This is a genomic window from Streptomyces sp. SID13726, assembly GCF_010548375.1.
In the GTDB taxonomy this organism is placed as follows: domain Bacteria; phylum Actinomycetota; class Actinomycetes; order Streptomycetales; family Streptomycetaceae; genus Streptomyces.
The window spans coordinates 23,076-42,061 of sequence record NZ_JAAGLY010000037.1 but is presented as its reverse complement, the minus strand read 5'-3'; the positions used below and the strand labels follow the sequence as shown (position 1 = coordinate 42,061).

At 70.2% G+C, this 18,986-nt stretch carries 20 protein-coding genes and 1 tRNA gene; 6 read left to right on the top strand and 15 right to left on the bottom strand.

Annotated features, from left to right (window positions below):
* The first annotated feature begins 14 nt into the window (after positions 1–14).
* The 4 genes from G3I78_RS44280 (at position 15) to G3I78_RS44265 (ending at position 6,215) form a co-directional block, all read left to right on the top strand.
* Positions 15–1,490: a bifunctional glycosyltransferase family 2/GtrA family protein gene (locus tag G3I78_RS44280; RefSeq protein ID WP_164435708.1), complete on the top strand. Its 1,476-nt coding sequence runs from the start codon at positions 15–17 to the stop codon at positions 1,488–1,490.
* Positions 1,487–3,784 (top strand): glycosyltransferase family 39 protein, encoded by a 2,298-nt coding sequence (locus tag G3I78_RS44275; RefSeq protein ID WP_164435706.1) that lies wholly within the window; start codon positions 1,487–1,489, stop codon positions 3,782–3,784. The genes G3I78_RS44280 and G3I78_RS44275 overlap by 4 nt, the downstream gene beginning before the upstream one ends.
* Positions 3,785–3,894: 110 nt before the next feature.
* Positions 3,895–5,382 carry an MFS transporter gene (locus G3I78_RS44270; RefSeq protein ID WP_164435704.1) on the top strand — a complete coding sequence of 496 codons (1,488 nt, stop codon included), beginning with the start codon at positions 3,895–3,897 and terminating at the stop codon, positions 5,380–5,382.
* A 71-nt stretch (positions 5,383–5,453) separates the two neighbouring features.
* On the top strand, positions 5,454–6,215 hold the full coding sequence (locus G3I78_RS44265) for a TetR/AcrR family transcriptional regulator (protein WP_164435702.1): 762 nt from the start codon (positions 5,454–5,456) through the stop codon (positions 6,213–6,215).
* Positions 6,216–6,328: 113 nt separating this feature from the next.
* On the opposite strand, the gene G3I78_RS44260 is transcribed toward G3I78_RS44265, so the two are convergent.
* The 5 genes from G3I78_RS44260 to G3I78_RS44240 form a co-directional block, all read right to left on the bottom strand.
* Positions 6,329–6,802, bottom strand: a complete 474-nt coding sequence (locus G3I78_RS44260) for a PPOX class F420-dependent oxidoreductase (RefSeq protein ID WP_164435700.1) — start codon at positions 6,800–6,802, stop codon at positions 6,329–6,331.
* Between the two features lie 155 nt (positions 6,803–6,957).
* Positions 6,958–7,335, bottom strand: a complete 378-nt coding sequence (locus G3I78_RS44255) for a methyltransferase domain-containing protein (RefSeq protein WP_164435698.1) — start codon at positions 7,333–7,335, stop codon at positions 6,958–6,960.
* Positions 7,295–8,116, bottom strand: a complete 822-nt coding sequence (locus G3I78_RS44250; RefSeq protein WP_164435697.1) for a YceI family protein — start codon at positions 8,114–8,116, stop codon at positions 7,295–7,297. Before G3I78_RS44250 ends, G3I78_RS44255 begins: the two co-directional genes overlap by 41 nt.
* 97 nt (positions 8,117–8,213) lie before the next feature.
* Positions 8,214–10,757, bottom strand: a complete 2,544-nt coding sequence (locus G3I78_RS44245; protein WP_203616373.1) for an MFS transporter — start codon at positions 10,755–10,757, stop codon at positions 8,214–8,216.
* A 13-nt stretch (positions 10,758–10,770) separates the two neighbouring features.
* Positions 10,771–11,268, bottom strand: coding sequence for a MarR family transcriptional regulator (locus tag G3I78_RS44240; RefSeq protein WP_164435695.1), 498 nt, complete (start codon positions 11,266–11,268; stop codon positions 10,771–10,773).
* A gap of 196 nt (positions 11,269–11,464) precedes the next feature.
* Here G3I78_RS44240 and G3I78_RS44235 point away from each other — a divergent pair, with 196 nt between their 5' ends.
* Positions 11,465–11,668 carry a hypothetical protein gene (locus tag G3I78_RS44235; protein ID WP_164435693.1) on the top strand — a complete coding sequence of 68 codons (204 nt, stop codon included), beginning with the start codon at positions 11,465–11,467 and terminating at the stop codon, positions 11,666–11,668.
* A gap of 443 nt (positions 11,669–12,111) precedes the next feature.
* Here G3I78_RS44235 and G3I78_RS44230 read toward each other — a convergent pair whose 3' ends face one another.
* From G3I78_RS44230 to G3I78_RS44200, 8 genes are all read right to left on the bottom strand, one after another.
* Positions 12,112–12,993, bottom strand: a complete 882-nt coding sequence (locus G3I78_RS44230; RefSeq protein WP_164435691.1) for an RNA polymerase sigma factor SigF — start codon at positions 12,991–12,993, stop codon at positions 12,112–12,114.
* Positions 12,994–13,377: 384 nt separating this feature from the next.
* Positions 13,378–14,265 (bottom strand): RNA polymerase sigma factor SigF, encoded by an 888-nt coding sequence (locus tag G3I78_RS44225; protein ID WP_164435689.1) that lies wholly within the window; start codon positions 14,263–14,265, stop codon positions 13,378–13,380.
* Positions 14,266–14,406: 141 nt separating this feature from the next.
* Entirely contained in the window at positions 14,407–14,700 is a 294-nt protein-coding gene (locus G3I78_RS44220) for a Dabb family protein (RefSeq protein ID WP_164435687.1), read from the bottom strand.
* Positions 14,701–14,716: 16 nt separating this feature from the next.
* Entirely contained in the window at positions 14,717–14,893 is a 177-nt protein-coding gene (locus G3I78_RS51415) for a hypothetical protein (RefSeq protein ID WP_280858763.1), read from the bottom strand.
* 107 nt (positions 14,894–15,000) lie between these two features.
* Positions 15,001–15,085, bottom strand: a tRNA-Ser gene (locus G3I78_RS44215).
* Between the two features lie 45 nt (positions 15,086–15,130).
* The gene (gene tadA / locus G3I78_RS44210; RefSeq protein ID WP_239158409.1) at positions 15,131–15,556 is read right to left on the bottom strand and encodes a tRNA adenosine(34) deaminase TadA; all 426 of its coding nucleotides are present in this window, start codon (positions 15,554–15,556) and stop codon (positions 15,131–15,133) included.
* 59 nt (positions 15,557–15,615) lie between these two features.
* Positions 15,616–16,149 carry a hypothetical protein gene (locus tag G3I78_RS44205; RefSeq protein WP_164435748.1) on the bottom strand — a complete coding sequence of 178 codons (534 nt, stop codon included), beginning with the start codon at positions 16,147–16,149 and terminating at the stop codon, positions 15,616–15,618.
* Between the two features lie 314 nt (positions 16,150–16,463).
* The gene (locus tag G3I78_RS44200; RefSeq protein WP_164435746.1) at positions 16,464–16,661 is read right to left on the bottom strand and encodes a DUF4461 domain-containing protein; all 198 of its coding nucleotides are present in this window, start codon (positions 16,659–16,661) and stop codon (positions 16,464–16,466) included.
* Positions 16,662–16,790: 129 nt separating this feature from the next.
* On the opposite strand from G3I78_RS44200, the gene upp reads away from it, so the two are divergent.
* The gene (upp, locus tag G3I78_RS44195) at positions 16,791–17,426 is read left to right on the top strand and encodes a uracil phosphoribosyltransferase (RefSeq protein ID WP_164435685.1); all 636 of its coding nucleotides are present in this window, start codon (positions 16,791–16,793) and stop codon (positions 17,424–17,426) included.
* 458 nt (positions 17,427–17,884) lie between these two features.
* Here upp and G3I78_RS44190 read toward each other — a convergent pair whose 3' ends face one another.
* Both G3I78_RS44190 and G3I78_RS44185 read right to left on the bottom strand, forming a co-directional pair.
* Positions 17,885–18,499, bottom strand: coding sequence for a LytR C-terminal domain-containing protein (locus G3I78_RS44190; RefSeq protein WP_164435743.1), 615 nt, complete (start codon positions 18,497–18,499; stop codon positions 17,885–17,887).
* A 123-nt stretch (positions 18,500–18,622) separates the two neighbouring features.
* The gene (locus G3I78_RS44185; RefSeq protein ID WP_003999914.1) at positions 18,623–18,919 is read right to left on the bottom strand and encodes a type II toxin-antitoxin system VapB family antitoxin; all 297 of its coding nucleotides are present in this window, start codon (positions 18,917–18,919) and stop codon (positions 18,623–18,625) included.
* Positions 18,920–18,986 lie beyond the last annotated feature (67 nt).

Sequence of the window (18,986 nt, the reverse complement as noted above, 5' to 3'; positions counted from 1 at the left end):
CCAGAGTCGTTCCCATGCGAACCGACTCTTCTCCCGGCACCCTGCCGGCGCGGGAGCACCTCCCGGCCGGCGACGCCGGTACGCCTGTCCTGGACGTAGTGATCCCCGTCTACAACGAGGAGAAGGACCTCCAGCCGTGTGTGCTGAGACTGCACGAGCACCTCAAGCGCACGTTCCCGTACGCGTTCCGCATCACCATCGCGGACAACGCGTCGACGGACACCACTCCCCTGGTGTCGCAGCGGCTGGAGGCGGAGATCCCGGAGGTCAAGGCCTTCCGGCTGGAGCAGAAGGGCCGTGGCCGGGCCCTTCGGACCGTCTGGTCCGCCTCGGACGCCCCGGTCCTCGCCTACATGGACGTGGACCTGTCCACCGACCTCAACGCCCTGCTGCCGCTGGTGGCCCCGCTCATCTCGGGCCACTCCGACCTGGCGATCGGCTCCCGGCTCGCCCGCAGCTCGCGGGTCGTACGCGGACCGAAGCGGGAGTTCATCAGCCGCGCCTACAACCTCATCCTGCGCGGCTCGCTCCAGGCCCGCTTCTCCGACGCGCAGTGCGGCTTCAAGGCCATCCGGCGTGACGTGGCGCAGGTCCTGCTGCCGCTGGTCGAGGACACCGGCTGGTTCTTCGACACCGAGATGCTGGTCATCGCCGAGCGCGCGGGCCTCCGTATCCACGAGGTGCCCGTCGACTGGGTCGACGACCCGGACTCCACCGTCCACATCGTGAAGACCGCGACCGAGGACCTGAAGGGGGTGTGGCGCGTGGGCAAGGCCCTGGCGAGCGGATCGCTGCCGCTGGACCGGATCACCCGGCCGTTCGGCGACGACCCGCGCGACCGCGAGATCCAGGACGTGCCGAAGGGGCTGGCCCGCCAGCTCGTCGGGTTCTGTGTCGTCGGCGGTCTGTCGACCCTCTTCTACCTGCTGCTCTACAGCGTCTTCCGGCAGTTCGGCGGCTCGCAGGTCGCCAACGCGCTGGCCCTGCTGGTCTCCGCGGTCGCCAACACCGCCGCCAACCGGCGGCTGACCTTCGGGGTGCGCGGCAAGGGCGGCGCGGTCCGCCACCAGGCGCAGGGCCTGGTCGTCTTCGGCATCGGCCTCGCGCTGACGTCCGGCTCGCTCGCCGCGCTCAACGCGGCCAGCAGCGACCCGGCGCACTCCACCGAACTGGCGGTCCTGGTCGCCGCCAACCTCGCGGCGACCGTGCTGCGCTTCCTGCTCTTCCGGGCCTGGGTGTTCCCCGACCGCGAGGACGACCGGCCCCGGTCGACCGTCGTCGCCACCCACACCCCGGCCGCACCGCACCAGTCGTACGGGCCGCTGCCCCAGCGTCCGACGGCGCACCAGTACGCCACGGCGCCGCAGTCGCCGTACGAGACGACCGAGTTCCGCGCCGGTGAAGCCGCGGAGCAGCGCTCCTGGAAGGACGCCACCATGCAGTTGCAGCCGGTGCGTCCGACCGACACCGACCCGAGGAACTCCCGATGACCACGCAGACCGAGCATCCGACCCAGCAGGGTCCCGGGTGGGGTCCGGCGGTGACCGTGACGGACGTGCAGGAACCCGTCGCGCCCCCGGCCCCCGAGTCCGGTGAACCCCAGCAGCCCTTCGTGCGCAGACTGTGGCGCGGCCGTCCCGAGGACCCGCGCTGGGTGCGCCCGGCGTTCTGGGGCCTGCTGGTGGCCACCGCGGCGCTCTACTTCTACAACCTGAGCGCCTCCGGGTACGCCAACTCCTTCTACTCGGCGGCCGTCCAGGCCGGCACCAAGAGCTGGAAGGCGATGTTCTTCGGCTCGCTGGACGCGGGCAACGCCATCACCGTCGACAAGCCCTCGGCGTTCCTGTGGCCGATGGAGATCGCGGCCCGGATCTTCGGCCTGAACTCCTGGACGATCCTCGGCCCCGAGGTCCTCATGGGCGTCGGCACCGTCGCGGTCGTGTACGCCTCCGTACGGCGTCGGTTCAGCCCCGGGGCCGGACTGATCGCGGGTGCGGTGCTCGCGCTCACCCCCGTCGCGGCGCTGATGTTCCGGTTCAACAACCCGGACGCGATGCTGGCCCTGCTGATGGCGCTGGCCTGCTACTTCGTCGTACGGGCCGTCGAGGACGGCAAGACGAAGTGGCTGGTGTGGGCGGGCGTCGCGATCGGCTTCGCCTTCCTCGCCAAGACCCTCCAGGCCTTCCTGATCCTGCCGGCGCTGGCCTTCGTGTACGCGGCGGTCGGCCCGCACAGGCTGAAGAAGCGGATCGGGCAACTGGCGCTCGCGACGGTCGCGTTGATCGTCTCCGGCGGCTGGTGGGTCGCGATCGTCGAGCTGTGGCCCGCCTCCTCCCGCCCCTACATCGGCGGCTCCCAGAACAACTCCTTCCTTGAACTGACCTTCGGCTACAACGGACTCGGCCGTCTCAACGGCGAGGAGACCGGCAGCGTCGGCGGCGGTGGCGGCGGGGGCGGCACCGGCCAGTGGGGCGAGACCGGCTGGAACCGGATGTTCAACTCCGAGATCGGCAGCCAGATCTCGTGGCTGCTGCCCGCCGCGCTGATCCTCCTGGTCGCGGGCCTGGTGGCCACGCGCAGGCTCAAGAGGACGTCCGTCACCCGCGGTTCGTTCCTGGTCTGGGGCGGCTCGCTGCTGATCACCCTGGTGGTGTTCAGCTTCATGGCCGGCATCTTCCACCAGTACTACACGATCGCCCTGGCCCCCTACATCGCCGCCGTGGTCGGCATGGGCGCCGGAATCCTGTGGGAGAAGCGCGCCGAGACCTGGGCCTCGCTCACCCTCGCGGCGGCGGTCGTGGCGGGCAGCGCCTGGGGGTACGTCCTCCTCAACCGCACCTCCGACTACCTGCCCTGGCTGAAGTGGCTGGTCCTCATCGGCGGCCTGGTCTCCGCGCTCGGCCTGGTCTTCGTGGCCCGGCTCGGCCGGCAGCTCGCGCTCGGCGCGGCGGCCCTGGGCATCGTGGCGGCGCTGGCCGGCCCGACGGCGTACACCCTGAGCACGGTGGACTCCGCGCACACCGGCTCGATCCCGACGGCCGGTCCGGCGGGCGCGAGCATGATGGGCGGCGGTCCCGGTGGCGGCGGCGGTCGCGGCGGCTTCGGCGGTGGCAACGGGGGTGGCAACGGCGCCGGCCCGGGCGGTCAGACGCAGCAGAACGGCAACGGGAACACGCAGGGCCAGGGCCAGCAGGGTCAGGGTCAGGGTCAGCAGGGCCAGGGCTTCCCGGGCGGCGGTGGCACGGGCGGAACCGGTGGCACCGGCGGAACTGGCGGAACCGGCGGCTTCGGAATGCCGGGCCAGAACGGCAACACCCAGGGCAACGGCAACGGCACCACCCAGAACCAGCAGGGCGGCATGCCCGGCGGCACGGGTGAGGGCGGCGGCATGGGCGGTGGCGGCGGAGTCGGCGGCCTGCTCAACGGCGCGACCGTCACCTCCGAGGCCAAGAAGCTGCTCCAGGCCGACGCGGACAAGTACACCTGGGCGGCGGCCGCGATCGGCGCCCAGAACGCGGCGAGCTACCAGCTGGCCTCCGACGAGTCCGTGATGGCGATCGGCGGCTTCAACGGCACCGACCCGTCCCCGACGCTGGCCCAGTTCAAGGAGTACGTGGCGGACGGCAAGATCCACTACTTCATCTCCAGCGGCTCGGGCGGCGGCATGGGCGGCAGCAGCAGCGGTACGTCGTCGCAGATCAGCTCGTGGGTCGAGGCCAACTTCAAGAAGGTGACGGTCGGTTCGGCCACCTTCTACGACCTCACCCAGAAGACGAGCGGCTGAGTCGGGACCGACAGGGAGGGGCGGCGACCGTCAGGGTCGCCGCCCCTCCGGCGTTCCTACGGCCGCAATGTCGTTGTACACCGTATAGGAACTGCTCTACGGTGTACGTCATGCCCGCTCCCGCACCCACAGCCGCACCCGTCTCCCAGGGCCACCCCCAGCGCTGGCTGATCCTCGGTGTCATCTGCCTCGCCCAGCTCACCGTGCTGCTCGACAACACCGTCCTGAACGTCGCCATCCCCTCGCTCACCCGCGAAGTGGGCGCCTCCACCTCCGACATCCAGTGGATGATCAACGCCTACTCACTGGTGCAGTCCGGCCTCCTGCTCACCGCGGGCAGCGCGGCCGACCGCTACGGCCGCAAGAAGCTGCTGATGGCGGGCCTGGCCCTGTTCGGCATCGGCTCCCTGGTGGCCGGCCTCGCCACCACCAGCGCCCAACTCATCGCGGCCCGCGCGGGGATGGGCGTCGGCGGCGCGCTCCTGATCACCACCACGCTCGCGGTCGTCGTCCAGATCTTCGACGACAGCGAGCGCGTGAAGGCGATCGGCCTGTGGTCGACGGTCAACTCGCTCGGTTTCGCCGTAGGACCACTGCTCGGCGGCTTCATGCTCGACCACTTCTGGTGGGGCGCGATCTTCCTCATCAACATCCCGGTCGCGCTGATCGGCCTGATCGCCGTCCTGACCCTGGTCCCCGAGTCCAAGAACCCCCAGGGCGACCGCCCCGACCTGCTCGGCGCCCTGCTCTCCACGATCGGCATGACGAGCATCGTCTACGCCATCATCTCCGGCCCGGACCACGGCTGGACCTCCTCCACCACTCTCACCTCCGCCGCGATCGGAGTCGTGGTGATGGCCGGGTTCGCGGTCTGGGAACTGCGCGTCCCGTACCCGATGCTCGACCTGCACTTCTTCCGCAACCAGCGCTTCACCGGCGCCGTCGCGGGCGCGATCCTCGTCGCCTTCGGCATGGCGGGCTCGCTCTTCCTGCTCACGCAGCACCTCCAATTCGTCCTGGGCTACGACCCGTTGGAGGCCGGACTGCGCACGGCACCCTTCGCCCTGACCATCGTCGCCCTCAACCTCACCGGGATCAGCGCGAAGCTCCTGCCCCGGGCCGGCACCCCGCTCACCATCGCCCTCGGCATGTCCTGCCTCGCGGTGGGCCTCGCCGCGATCGCCGTGCTCGGCCGGCACGGGTACGGCGGGATGCTGGCCGGCCTGGTCGTCATGGGCGCGGGCGTGGCCTTCGCGATGCCGGCCATGGCGAACGCCGTCATGAGCGCGATCCCTCCGGAGAAGGCGGGCGTGGGAGCCGGCATCAACGGCACGCTCGCGGAGTTCGGGCAGGGGCTGGGCGTTGCGGTCCTGGGCGCGGTCCTCAACTCCCGCTTCGCGGCACTGGTCTCGGTGGCGGCGGCGTCCTTGCCGGCGGCGCTGGCGGAGGCGGGGTCGGCGCAGGAACGGGCACGGATCACCGAGGCGTTCGCCTCCGGCCTGGAGACGAGCCAGTTGGTGGGGGCGGGTGCGGTGTTGCTGGGCGGGGTGGCCGCGGCGGTGCTGCTGCGGCGGGCCGAGCGGGTCGAGGGCGCCTAGAGGGTGGGGGCTTCCGCCCCTGAAGGTCCTAGCATCTGTGCTAGTGAACGGACGTTTCGGAAAGGTGCGCCATGGCTGAGGCGGGACAGCGGGGGGCTGGCCGGACCAGTGTCTGGCTGGAAGGCAAGGTGCGCCGGGGCGGGCGGAGCGGGGGACAGCCCTCCGGCCTCGACCGGGACCGCATCACTCAGGTCACCGTCCGTCTCCTGGACGCCGAGGGGCTGGCCAAGTTCTCGATGCGGCGGCTGGCAGCCGAGCTGAACGTGACCGCGATGTCCGTCTACTGGTACGTCGACACCAAGGACGACCTCCTCGAACTCGCCCTGGACGCGGCCTTCGGCGGGCTGGATCTGCCGGACCCGGAGACCGACGAGGACTGGCGGGACCAGTTGCGCACGGTGGCCGGGGAGTACCGACGCCTGCTGGTGCGGCACCCCTGGGTCTCCCCACTGGCCGGCACGTTCCTCAACATCGGCCCCAACTCCCTGGCCCTGTCCCGGATCGTGCATCGGGTCATCCGCAAGACCGGCCTGCCCGCCCACGGCATCACCGGCGCCATCTCCGCCGTCTTCCAGTTCGTCTACGGCTTCGGCACCATCGAGGGCCACTTCATCGCCCGCGCCACCCAGGCCGGCCTGACCCAGGAGTCCTACTTCCGCCACGCCATGACGACCGCGGCCCAGGCCCCCGACGCCGCCGAGATCCTCAAGGAGAACGAGGAGATCATGACGGCGAGGGGAGGCGACACGGTGGAGGAGATGCGGGACAGGGACTTCACGTTCGCGCTGGAGCTCTTGATCAAGGGAATCGAGGCGATGGTCGAACGCCCTTAGGTGCGCCCCCAGGGGCGCGAGGCTGTGCCGATATGCGGCTCCGCCGCGCGGGCGCGACCAGCCACAAAGCACCCGCACTCGCCGACGAACGAACAGCCCCCACCCCTTGGGCGTCACGCGCCCGGCGAAGCCAGCCGAGCCGGGAACCCACCGGTGGCAACCGGCCCCCACCGCTCCGGCGTGACCCGAATGATCGACTTCCCCTGCTTCACCATCGCCGCCCGGTACTCGTCCCAGTCCGGATGCTCGCCCGAGATGTTCCGGAAGTACTCCACGAGCGGCTCCACCGACTCCGGCGAGTCAATGACCTCCGCGGTCCCGTCCACCTGCACCCACGGCCCGTCCCAGTCATCGCTCAGCACGACAAGACTCACCTGAGCGTCCCGCTTCGCGTTCCGCGTCTTGGCCCGCTCCGGATACGTGGACACAACAATCCGCCCCGAGTCATCCACCCCACACGTCAACGGCGAGGCCTGCGGCGACCCGTCCCCCCGCCGCGTGAGCAGAATCGCCCGATGCCGGGGCCGCACGAAGTCCAACAACTCGTCGAGGGAAACAGCCGTATTGCTCGCGATGTTCGGTGCCATGGAATCAGCCTAGTTGGAGCGCCACGGAGTTCCACCGCACTGCGTGCACGGTCCCCAGCAGCCTCAGCCCCACCTCCGCCGCCTGCCCGACGACCTCCTCGAGAGGCACATCGAACACCGAAGGTCCGCCATCGGTTCACCGCGCCGCAGCGTGATCAGCAGGAGCCCGCCCGACCAGGCACCGCATCGCGAGATACCGCTCCGCTGGCCGCAGGTCCATCCACACCGCGGAGAGCAGAAGGACGTTGTACGGTCCCCCTCACACCGGGTATCTCCGGCAGCGAGGCCGTCCGCCAAGCCACCCCACTGCGGAGATGCGGCCGCTCCGCCACCGGCTCCACCGCATCGACTGCGAACCCCCGCCCGGCCAGCGCCGCCGCGTCCCGCCCGGTCCCCGCGCCCACGTCCAGCACCCGAGCGGGCGGATCCGGCAACAGGTCCAGCAGCGCCTCGTGCACGGTCTCGAACGAGACTGACAACGCCCTCACGCGCTCAGCCCTGCGGCAGCGATTCCCCCTGCACCGCCTGCACATCCAGCTCCACCTTGAGCGTGGTCCCGATCGCCGCGATGCCTGCCTGTACGACCTGGTTGTAGTTCATGGCGAAGTCCTCGCGCCGCAACTGCGTGGTCGCCCGGAAGGCGGCGCGGGTTCCGCCCCAGGGGTCGGCGCCGGTGCCGAGGTAGGCGAGGTCCAGGTCGACCGGTCGTACGACACCGCGCATGGACAGTTCGCCGCGCACGGTCCAGCGATCCGTGCCGGCGACCGTCAGGCCCGTGGACCGGTAGGTGATCTCCGGGTACCGCTCGACGTCCAGGAAGTCGGCGGAGCGCAGGTGCTCGTCGCGCATGGCGTTCCCCGTGTCGATGGAGGCCGCCCGGATCACCGCCTCCACGCGGGACTTGGTGACGTCGTCCGGGGCGACCTCGACGGCCGCGGTGAAGTCCGTGAAGCGGCCGTGGACGCTGGAGATGCCCAGGTGCTGGGCGACCGCGCCGACGCTGGAGTGGGCCGGGTCGACGGTCCACGGGCCGGGCGGCGGGAGTTCCGCGCCGCCGATGCGGGCCAGCGTCACCATGCCGACCTCGGCGCGCCCGCTCGCGGTGACGATCGCGCTGGACGCGGCGGGCGCGTACCCGACGGCCGTGACGATCACGGTGTACGGCCCCGGCTCCAGGAACGTGCCGTCCCGTACGGCGCCCTCCGCGTCCGCCTCGGCGCGCAGCACCTGCGTGCCGGTCATGTCGGTCACCGTGACGACCGCGTGCGACACGGCCCATCCGTCCCGGGTTCGGATCCTCGCGGTCAGTCCCATTTCACATAACTCCTCGGCTGCGAAACTGCGACCGGCCCGTGGCGGGCACACGCCTCCGCTCAGAGCGCGTGCTCCCACCACGGGCCGGGGTTCTCAACTACTCGCCGGGGTGGGCGAGTTCGATGTCGTGGCCGTCGACCGCGGGGCCGTTCACCGTCAGGGCCGTGGCCTGCGGCGGGTAGCCCGTGGCGATGACCGTGTACTCGCCGCCGTCCAGGTCGGTGAAGGCGTACGCCCCGTCCGTCCCGGTGGTGGCGGTGCCGACCACATTGCCCGCCGCGTCCACGAGGGTGACCCGCGCGTCGGCCAGCGGACCGTGCGGCGCCCGTACGACACCCTGGAGGCGGGCGCCCGAGTCGAGGTCGACCTCGATCCGGGTGACGCCGGTGCCGCCGACCTCGACGGGCAGGGCGCGCGGCCGGAACCCGGCGGCGTTCACCGCGACGGTCACCGCCCCCGGCACCAGCTCGCCGAAGGCGAACTCGCCCTGCTCACCGGTGGTCCCGGTGGCCAGCAGATCGCCCCGCACATCGGTGACGATCACCATTGCGTCCTTGACCGGCTCCCCGCTCTGCGCGGCCCGCACGAGCCCGTTCAGCCCGCTGGTACCGCTCAGGAGGACGTCGTACGCCACCGGCTCGCCGTTGACGAGCACCGTCGACGCCTGCGGCTGGAAGCCGTCCGCGGAGGCGATCAGGACGTACGACCCGACGCTGGGCGCCTCGACGGCGTAGGAGCCGTCGGCCCGCGTGACCGACCGGCCCAGCTGCCGTCCCGCGAGCGAGATCAGCGTGACCGCGGCCTGCGGCACCGGCGCGCTCTCGTTGCCGCGCACGAAGCCGCGGACCGGGATGCCGCCGGAGCCCTCACCGGACTCCTCCGGACGGGCCAGGGTGGCCACGGCGGACAGCCGCTGCGTACCCGTGCCGTCGGGAGCGACCTCGGTGTCGGAGGAGGCCGAAGCCGCCGCCCGGCTCGGAACCGTCTCGGTGACCGCTGCCTCCGCAGGGGCCTCCGCGGGGACCTCGGCCGGAGCCTCGGTCGTGGCCGCCTGCGCCAGCGCGCCCTTGGTCCTCAACGGGACCTCCTTGATGAACAGGGTGATCAGGAACGCGACGGCCGCGAGGGCACCGGCGATGAGGAACACGTCCGCGATGCCGTGGCCGTAGGAGCTCTCCATGAGGGTGCGCAGCGGCGCCGGGAGCTTGCTCAGGTCCGGGATGCTGTCGGTGGAGGAGCCGGAACCGGCCAGCGCGGCCTGGTACTTGGGGTCGAGCGCGGCGGCGCCGTCCGTGACGTAGTGCGTGATCCGGTGGGCCATGACCGCGCCGAGCGCGGAGACACCGACCGCACCGCCCAGGGACCGGAAGAAGGTGACCGTGGAGCTGGCGGAGCCGAGGTCGCTCGGGTCGACCTGGTTCTGCGTGCACAGCACCAGGTTCTGCATCATCATGCCGATGCCGAGACCCAGCAGGGCCATGAAGACGGCCATCTTCCAGTAGTCCGTGTCGTACCGGATGGTGCCCAGCAGCCCCAGCCCGGCCGTGACGAGCACGCCTCCACTCACCAGCCACGCCTTCCAGCGCCCGGTGCGGGTGATGAACTGCCCGGAGACGGTGGAGGAGACGAACAGCCCGCCGATCATCGGGATCGTCATGACGCCCGACATGGTGGGGGACTTGTCGCGGGCCAGCTGGAAGTACTGGCTGAAGAAGACCGTGCCGGTGAACATCGCGACACCGACGAACATCGAGGCCAGCGACGCCAGCGTGATGGTGCGGTTCCTGAACAGCCGCAGTGGGATGATCGGTTCGCGCGCCTTGGACTCCACGAGCACGAAGATCAGCCCGAGGGCGATCGAACCACCGACCATCGTGTACGTCTGCCACGACAGCCAGTCGTACTTGTCACCGGCGAAGGTGACCCAGACCAGCAGCAGCGAGACGGCCGCGGCGATGAAGGTCGCGCCGGCCCAGTCGACCTTGACGTCCCGCTTCACGACGGGCAGGTGCAGGGTCTTCTGGAGCACGATCAGCGCGATGACGGCGAACGGCACACCGACGTAGAAGCACCAGCGCCAGCCCAGCCAGCTGGTGTCGGTGATGACACCGCCGAGCAGCGGGCCGCCGACGGTGGCGACGGCGAAGGTCGCACCCAGGTAGCCGGAGTAACGCCCGCGCTCACGCGGGGAGATCATCGCCGCCATCACGATCTGCGCGAGGGCGGACAGACCGCCGACGCCGATGCCCTGGACGACACGGCAGGCGATCAGCATGCCCGGGTTCTGCGACAGCCCGGCGGCCATCGAACCCAGCACATAGATGACGAGGGCTATCTGGACGAGCGCCTTCTTGCTGTACAGGTCGGCGAGCTTGCCCCACAGGGGCGTGGCCGCGGTCATGGACAGCAGGGCGGCGGTGACGACCCAGGTGTAGGCGGACTGGCCGCCGCCGAGGTCGCTGATGATGTGCGGGAGCGCGTTGGTGACGATCGTGGACGACAGGATCGCCACGAACATGCCGAGCAGCAGGCCGGAGATGGCCTCCATGATCTGCCGGTGCGTCATCGGGGCGTACTCGGCGGCGGGGCCTCCCCCGTGCTTGGCGTGGGCCCGCACACCGGCTGGTGTGGTGGTTGCCATGGGCTTCCTTCTCTTACTTGGTGATCGCGGGTGTACGGGTGGTCTGTTCGAGTACCGGGGGCGGCGGCCGGTGCGGCGCGGCCCGGGAGTCGTCGAAGCTCGCCCTGAGACGGGCCATCAGCCGCGTGAGCTGGGCGACCTCTTCGTCGCTCCAGTCGGCGAGGCACTCGGCGAGCAGCTGAGTGGTCCGTCGGGACAGCTCGTCGATCTGGGCCCGGCCCGCGGGCGTCAGGCGCAGGATGCGCGAGCGCTTGTCCGCGGGGTCGGGGGAGCGCTCGATCCAGCCGCGCTCGACGACGTGGGCGACATGGCGGCTGGTGACCGACATGTCCACGGCCAGCAGCTCGGCGAGGTTGCTCATGCGCATGTCCCCGTGGCGGTCGAGCAGCGTCAGTACGGCGGCGGATCCGCTGGGGCACTCCGACGGCATCAACCGCCCGATCTCCCGCTTCACGGCGCCGAAGGCGCTGAACTGGCGGATCAGCTCCTCGTACTGCGCCTGGTCGGCCATCACACCTCCCGGTATTCGTTGCTTGGGGCAACCATGACAGAGTTTGGTTGCTACAGGCAAATAAAAAGCCGGGACCCGCGCCCAAAAACTTGGCAAAGACAAGTATTGCGAACGTAAACCCCCACGTGGGGTCCGCTGCCCCCACCGTCAGCCCCACACTTGGGCCCCGCTCCCCGATTCGCTAGGGTCTCTGGGCATGGCTGACAACCAGGGCCCCCAGGGCAACTACGACCCCGCCGGCAGCACTCAGATGTTCCGCGCGTTCGTCGACGAGGGCCCCCAGGCCCGACAGCAGCAGTCCACCCCGGCCGCGTCGAGCGGCCCCCGCATCGGCCTCATCATCGGCATCGTGGTCGCGGTGGCGATCGTGGCGGCGGTGGGTTGGCTGGCACTGAAGTAATCGAACCGGGCGCCTATGGGGGTGCCGGGTTCGGTTGTGGGGCGGGTGCGGGTGCGTTGTGGCTGGTCGCGCAGTTCCCCGCGCCCCTGGGGAGTTGCAGCTGGCCTGCGCCGATACACGCTCCCCTCGACCGCGACGCCCCACGCGCGCCGCGACGGGCCGTCAGCCGCGTACGGCGCGCAGGGGACGGGGTGGGGGGTGTCCGCCCGCAGCGGCCGGCGTCCATAACCGAGCACCTCTTCAAGAGACCGAGCCGCCGGACCGAGGACGGATACCCCCCACCCCGGCCCCGACTCACCCACTACGAGTTCGCGCTACACACGCCCCCACCGGAGCCGAGCGGGCCGCCGCAGGCATCCAGGGGCGCGGGGAACTGCGCAACAACGCCCACCCCCACCCAACCGGCACCCGCAGACGACCCCCGACCGGCAACCAGTCAACGCTCAGTCCGAGATGAGCCCTTCCCGCAACTGCGCCAACGTCCGGGTGAGCAACCGCGAGACGTGCATCTGGGAGATGCCCACCTCCTCCCCGATCTGCGACTGCGTCATGTTCGCGAAGAACCGCAACATGATGATCTGCCGCTCCCGAGGAGGCAGTTTCGCCAACAGCGGCTTCAGGGACTCCCGGTACTCCACACCCTCCAGCGCACTGTCCTCGTACCCGAGGCGGTCCGCCAGCGACCCCTCACCCCCGTCGTCCTCCGGCGCAGGCGAGTCCAGCGAAGACGCGGTGTACGCGTTCCCCACCGCCAGCCCGTCGACGACGTCCTCCTCGGACACCCCGAGCACGGACGCGAGTTCAGCCACCGTCGGCGACCGGTCCAGCTTCTGCGAGAGCTCGTCGCTGGCCTTGGTCAGCGCCAGCCGCAGCTCCTGAAGCCGCCGAGGCACCCGCACCGACCACGAGGTGTCCCGGAAGAACCGCTTGATCTCACCGACCACCGTCGGCATCGCGAACGTCGGGAACTCCACCCCCCGTTCACAGTCGAAGCGGTCGATCGCCTTGATCAGCCCGATCGTGCCGACCTGGACGATGTCCTCCATCGGCTCGTTGCGCGACCGGAACCGCGCCGCCGCGTACCGCACGAGCGGGAGGTTGAGCTCGATCAGCGTGTCCCGGACGTACGCACGCTCGGGGCTGTTCTCGTCGAGTGCGGCGAGCCGCAGGAAGAGGGAGCGGGACAGGGTGCGGGTGTCGATGGCCCCCGTGCTGGGAAGGGCCGGGGCCGGCGGGGCCTCGACAGCAGGGACGTCGACGAGCGCGGGCGCAGCCTCGCTCTTCGTGAGCGTGAGCACCTTCGAGCTGCCCTGGTCTGCGGACATGCCACCCCCTTTGGGTCGCGGGACGGTCGTGGCGAACGCTCCGTGGCGGAACGTCAGCCTTCACCTGAATACCGGAGCCGAAGGCCCGGCAAACGCGCTTCCCGCAGAATGTCACATGTCGGCAACACGCTGTAGTGACATGTCGACATGTGAGACCCGAATCCGCCCTGGATAAAGGGGGTCTGACGGTTTTTCGGCAGAGAAGTGTCGGGAACGGCGCTGGTGAGCGATTCGCTCGTGCCGGTTACTTCTCGACAGTGCTTGCGAACTGCGGTGTTCCGGAACGTGCGACCGTGCGCCCCTTATGCATCAGCCATGCCCCCGACTGCGCGACCGACTATGCGCCCGGCTATGCCCTCAGCCATGCCCCCGACTATGCCCCGACTATGCGTCGATCCGATTGGCCGACCGCAGCCGCTGGAAGCTACGCGCGAGTAGCCTCGAAACGTGCATCTGCGAGACACCGAGTTCCGCGCTGATTTGCGACTGGGTGAGATTGCTGTAGTAGCGCAGCAGCAGGATTCGCTGTTCGCGTTCGGGGAGTTGGACCAGCAGATGCCGGACCAGATCGCGGTGCTCCACGCCGTCCAGCGCCGGGTCCTCGTAGCCGAGCCGGTCGAGCAGCCCCGGCAGCCCGTCGCCCTCCTGGGCCGCCTCCAGCGAGGTGGCGTGGTACGACCGCCCGGCCTCGATGCAGGACAGCACCTCGTCCTCGCCGATGCGCAGCCGCTCGGCGATCTCGGCGGTCGTGGGGGTGCGTCCGAAGGCGGTCGTCAGGTCCTCGGTCGCGCCGTTGACCTGCACCCACAGCTCGTGCAGCCGGCGCGGTACGTGCACGGTCCGCACGTTGTCCCGGAAGTACCGCTTGATCTCGCCGACGACGGTCGGCATCGCGAACGTCGGGAACTGCACGCCCCGGTCCGGGTCGAACCGGTCGATGGCGTTGATGAGCCCGATCGTGCCGACCTGGATCACGTCCTCCATCGGCTCGTTGCGGGAGCGGAAGCGGGCGGCCGCGTAGCGCACGAGCGGGAGGTTGGCCTCGATGAGCGCCGCCCGCACCCGGTTGTGCTCCGGCGTGCCGGGCTGGAGCACCTTCAACTGGCCGAAGAGCACCTGGGTGAGCGCCCGGGTGTCGGCGCCGCGGCTGCGCGGGGCGGTGGTCGCGGGTTCGGTGGCTTCCTCGGAGGCTTCCCTGGCGGCTTCCTGGGGAGGCGCAGTACTGGCCGTCACGGTCAACGCCACCTCTTCATCGGTCAACTCATCCGTCAAAAGCGGTCATAGCATCACAAGACATGTGCACTGTGTGCAAGCACCGCATAACGTTGTGTTACACCGTGTTGAGGGGCAACTCAGGCCATAAGACGCGAAGAAGCCCCGCACCGGTTGCGGTGCGGGGCCGGTCCGTACGGCTCAGTACTCGTAGTCCGCGATCACCCAGCGGGCGAACTCCTTCCACAGCGCCACGCCCGCCTGGTGCTCCGGGTGCTCGACGTACGTCCGCAGCGCTGCCGTGTCCTCGAAGCCGGAGTTGATGGCGAAGTCGTAGGCGATGGGGCGGTCGCTGAGGTTCCAGCCGAGCTCCCAGAAGCGGATCTCGGGGATCTTGCCCTCCAGTGCGCGGAAGGCCGCGACGCCCTCCACGACACGTGGGTCGTCGCGCTCGACACCCTCGTCGAGCTTGAAGAGGACGAGATGGCGGATCATGGCGCTCCTCGGTCGGTCAGTGCGCCCCGTCGGCCAGCCAGGTGAAGAAGTCGCCCACGGCCTTGGCGGCGTCCGATATGCCCTCGAACCCTATCTGGACGTAGTCGGCGGCCTTGGCCGGGTCCGTGATGATCACGTAGAGCACGAAGACCACGAGTACATAGACGGCGATCTTCTTTCCGTTCACCGCCACCGCGGCCTCCCCCGCTTCTGGTGCTGCTGTTCCTTCTGGGGCGCGAGTGTAACGGCAGTGATCAGTACGCACGAAGGGCCCCGTCTCTCGACGGGGCCCTTCTCAAGCGGTAGCGGAGGGATTTGAACCCTCGGTGACTTGCGCCACACTCGCTTTCGAGGCGAGCTCCTTCGGCCGCTCGGACACGCTACCGAGGGAGACCTTACAGCAAGGTGGGGCGTGCTTTGAAATCGGTATTCAGCGGTCCCGGAAGAACTCCGTGAGCAGGTGGGCGCATTCGTCGGCGAGGACGCCCTCGACGACTTCGGGGCGGTGGTTGAGGCGCCGGTCGCGGACGACGTCCCAGAGGGAGCCGGCCGCGCCCGCCTTCTCGTCGCGGGCGCCGTAGACGACCCGGTCCACCCGGGACTGCACGATCGCGCCCGCGCACATCGTGCAGGGCTCCAGCGTGACGACGAGCGTGCAGCCGGTCAGCCGCCACTCGCCGAGCCGCTCCGCCGCCCTCCTGATCGCGAGGACCTCCGCGTGCGCGGTCGGATCGCCGCCGGCCTCACGTTCGTTGTGGCCGGCCGCGAGCACGGTCGTACCGTCCGGGGCCAGGACGACGGCGCCCACCGGCACGTCCGCGCCCGCCCCGGCTGCCTCGTCGAGGGCGAGCCGCATCGCGGCCCGCCAGCGGTCCCGGACCGGGTCCGGGGCGCCGTCCTGGGCGGTCGGTGCGGTCAGCGGACGGTCTCCAGGACCTCCGAGGCGCCGAGGGCCTCGGCGATCTCGCTGAGCGCGTCCTCCGACAGGGACTTCAGCTCCTTCTCGCTGACACCCAGGTCGTCGAGGACCTGCGCGTCACCGACCGGACCGTGCGGCACGGCCTCGGCGGAGCCGCCGTCCTCGGCGTCGTCGTCCCCGTCCTCGTCCTCACCGTCCTCGGTGCCGTCGAGGTCGAGGGCGTCCAGGTCGCTGTCGTCGTCGCCGGGCTCCCTTCCGAGCAGTTCGTCGGTGAGCAGGATCTCGCCGTACGAGCTGCGGGCAGCGGCGGCGGCGTCGGAGACATAGATGCGAGGGTCTTCCTCGCCGTCGATGCGGACGACGCCGAACCAGGCGTCCTCCTGCTCGATCAGTACGAGCACCGTGTCGTCCTCGGTCGAGGCTTCCCGGGCGAGGTCGGCCAGATCCGACAGGCTCTCCACATCGTCGAGCTCTGTGTCGCTCGCTTCCCACCCGTCTTCGGTGCGCGCGAGCAGTGCGGCGAAGTACACCGTGACTCTCCCACTGGTCATAGGCGTGCCGGTTGGGGGTCCCCCCGGCGGAGGTTGCGGGCGGGGAGAGCTCGGCTCCGAGCCCCACCCACTCGGAATCGTGGCAGAAACAAGGCGTTCAGGGGACGTCTTCGGCACCCTGTGTCCGGTGGTTTTGATCGCACGCGCATCAGCACGTCGACGGAGGACTCACCAGCGCACTCGTTGCCGCCACGAGCGGGATCGTACGCGGCTTTTCCAAGGGCCCACGCACGGCCACCTGTTCAGGGTGCCGGGGGTGCGGTGTCCGCGGGGCCCGCGGTGCGTGATCTTCCTTACCAACGGAAGGTGCGCATACGCATCGCGTGCCGCAGCCGGGCCACCTTGGCGCGGCGCGGCTGGACCCGGTCGCGCAGTTCACGGGCCTCCGCGAGGTCGCGCAGGAACTGGGCGCGACGGCGGCGGCGCTCGGCGTCGGTCTCTCGCGCGGGCGGCTTGTGCTCGGGAGGGTCGGGCATGTGCTGGTCGGGCATGTGCTGGTCGGGCGGGTCGGGAAGTTGCGGCATCGGTTCACCACCTCAGTCCGTCTTTCCCACTTTCCCCCGGTCGGGCGGTTTGACGCCAGCGCGAGCGGTTCGGTGGACCCGGCTACTGTTGTGGACATGCGTCTCCACGTCGTCGACCACCCACTGGTCGCCCACAAGCTCACCACGCTGCGCGACCAGCGCACCGACTCCGCGACCTTCCGTCGTCTCGCCGACGAGCTGGTCACCCTGCTCGCCTACGAGGCCACGCGCGACGTGCGCACGGAGGCGGTCGACATCCGTACGCCGGTCGCCTCGACGACCGGTGTGAAGCTTTCTTACCCTCGGCCGCTGGTGGTGCCGATCCTGCGGGCCGGGCTCGGCATGCTGGACGGCATGATGCGGCTGCTGCCGACCGCCGAGGTGGGGTTCCTCGGGATGATCCGCAACGAGGAGACGCTGGAGGCGTCCACGTATGCGACCCGGATGCCCGAGGATCTGTCGGAGCGGCAGGTGTACGTCCTCGACCCGATGCTGGCGACGGGCGGGACGCTGGTCGCGGCGATCCGTGAGCTGATCCGGCGCGGTGCGGACGATGTGACGGCCGTGGTTCTTCTGGCGGCGCCTGAAGGTGTCGAGATCATGGAGCGGGAGCTGGCGGGGACGCCGGTGACCGTGGTGACGGCGGCGGTTGACGATCACCTCAACGAGCACGGGTACATCGTGCCGGGGCTGGGGGATGCGGGGGATCGGCTGTACGGGGCGGCGGAGTAGCTGCGGATTCGTTCGTCTGCGGGTGTGTGGGGGCGGGCGTTTTGCGCAGTTCCCCGCGCCCCTGGATGCCTGCGGCGGCCCGCTCGGCCCCGGTGGGGGCGTGTGTAGCGCGTCCTCGTGGTGGTGGGGTCGGGGCCGGGGTGGGGGGTATCCGTCCTCGGTCCGGCGGCTCGGTCCATCAAAAGGGGGCTCTGTAACGGACGCCGGCCGCTGCGGGCGGACACCCCCCACCCCGTCCCCTGCGCGCCGTCGGCGGCTGACGGCCCATCGTGGCGCGCGTGGGGCGCCGTGGTCGAGGGGGGTCGGGTATCGGCGCAGGGTAGGTGTAGCTCGTCAGGGGCGCGGGGAACTGCGCGACCAGCCACGACGCACCCGCACCCGCCCGACCACACCACGAGGCACCCCCAATAGGCGCCCGGCTCAAGCCCAGCGTAGCTGCCCGCGCCTCTACGACGAACTCAGCAGCCCCCAGAAGTCGCAGAAGCCGTAGGTCGAGGCGCGCCCAGGGCGGAGAGGGCCTTGTCCGCCGCAGGCCTGGCCGTGAGGTTTTTGAAGGCTGTGCCGATGATCAGGTCGATCTCGGCGCCCTTGCGGGTGTCCGTGCGGGTCTCCGCAGAGGCGAGCTGGGTGCTCAGGACGGGGAGGGAGGTCTTGAGGGCGGAGGCGGAGCCGAGCAGTATTCCGGCGCCCTTGACCTTCTTGTCGTACGTGGCCGTCGCGTTGCCCACGTCGCCGATCTTGAAGCCGCGCTTCTTGAGTTCGTCCGCCGTCTTCTTGGCGAGGCCGCCTCTGGGTGTGGCGTTCAGGACGTTGACGGTGATCTGGGCCGGCTTGGGGAGGGCGGCGAGGGACGGCGTGGGGGACGGCGTCGCCTTGGTCGCGCAGTCGGACTTGGGGCCGGCCGCCGAGGCCTTGTCGCCGCCCGTGAAGACGTCGATGAGCTGTAGCGTGCCCCAGCCGACCAGGCTCAGCGCGGCCACGGAGGCCACCACCCCGAACACCAGCCGGCCACGTCGTCGAGGCCGACGCATCCGGGGGTACTTGTCTCCCGTGATCCGGTACTTACCGCCCATGCCGGGGGGAGTCAGCATGCTCATGGGCGCAGCGTAGTGCGCTCGGGCGGCGATGCCTACTAGATGATCATTGACCACCGCGCAGGAGAACCCGAAAGGGCCAAACCTTTACAGGGCGGTCACTCAGTCCAGCTCGAGCACACGCGCGTGCAGCACCTGGCGCTGCTGGAGTGCCGCCCGCACCGCGCGGTGCAGACCGTCCTCCAGATAGAGGTCGCCCTGCCACTTCACGACATGCGCGAACAGGTCGCCGTAGAACGTCGAGTCCTCGGCGAGCAGGGTCTCCAGGTCGAGCTGCCCCTTGGTCGTCACGAGCTGATCGAGGCGGACCGGGCGCGGCGCGACGTCCGCCCACTGCCGGGTGCTTTCCCGGCCGTGGTCGGGGTACGGCCGGCCGTTTCCGATGCGCTTGAAGATCACACGGAAAGCCTACCGGTCAAGACCTTCCGGGCGCAGCCATGGCGACCGAGTGCGACGCTGGAAAAAG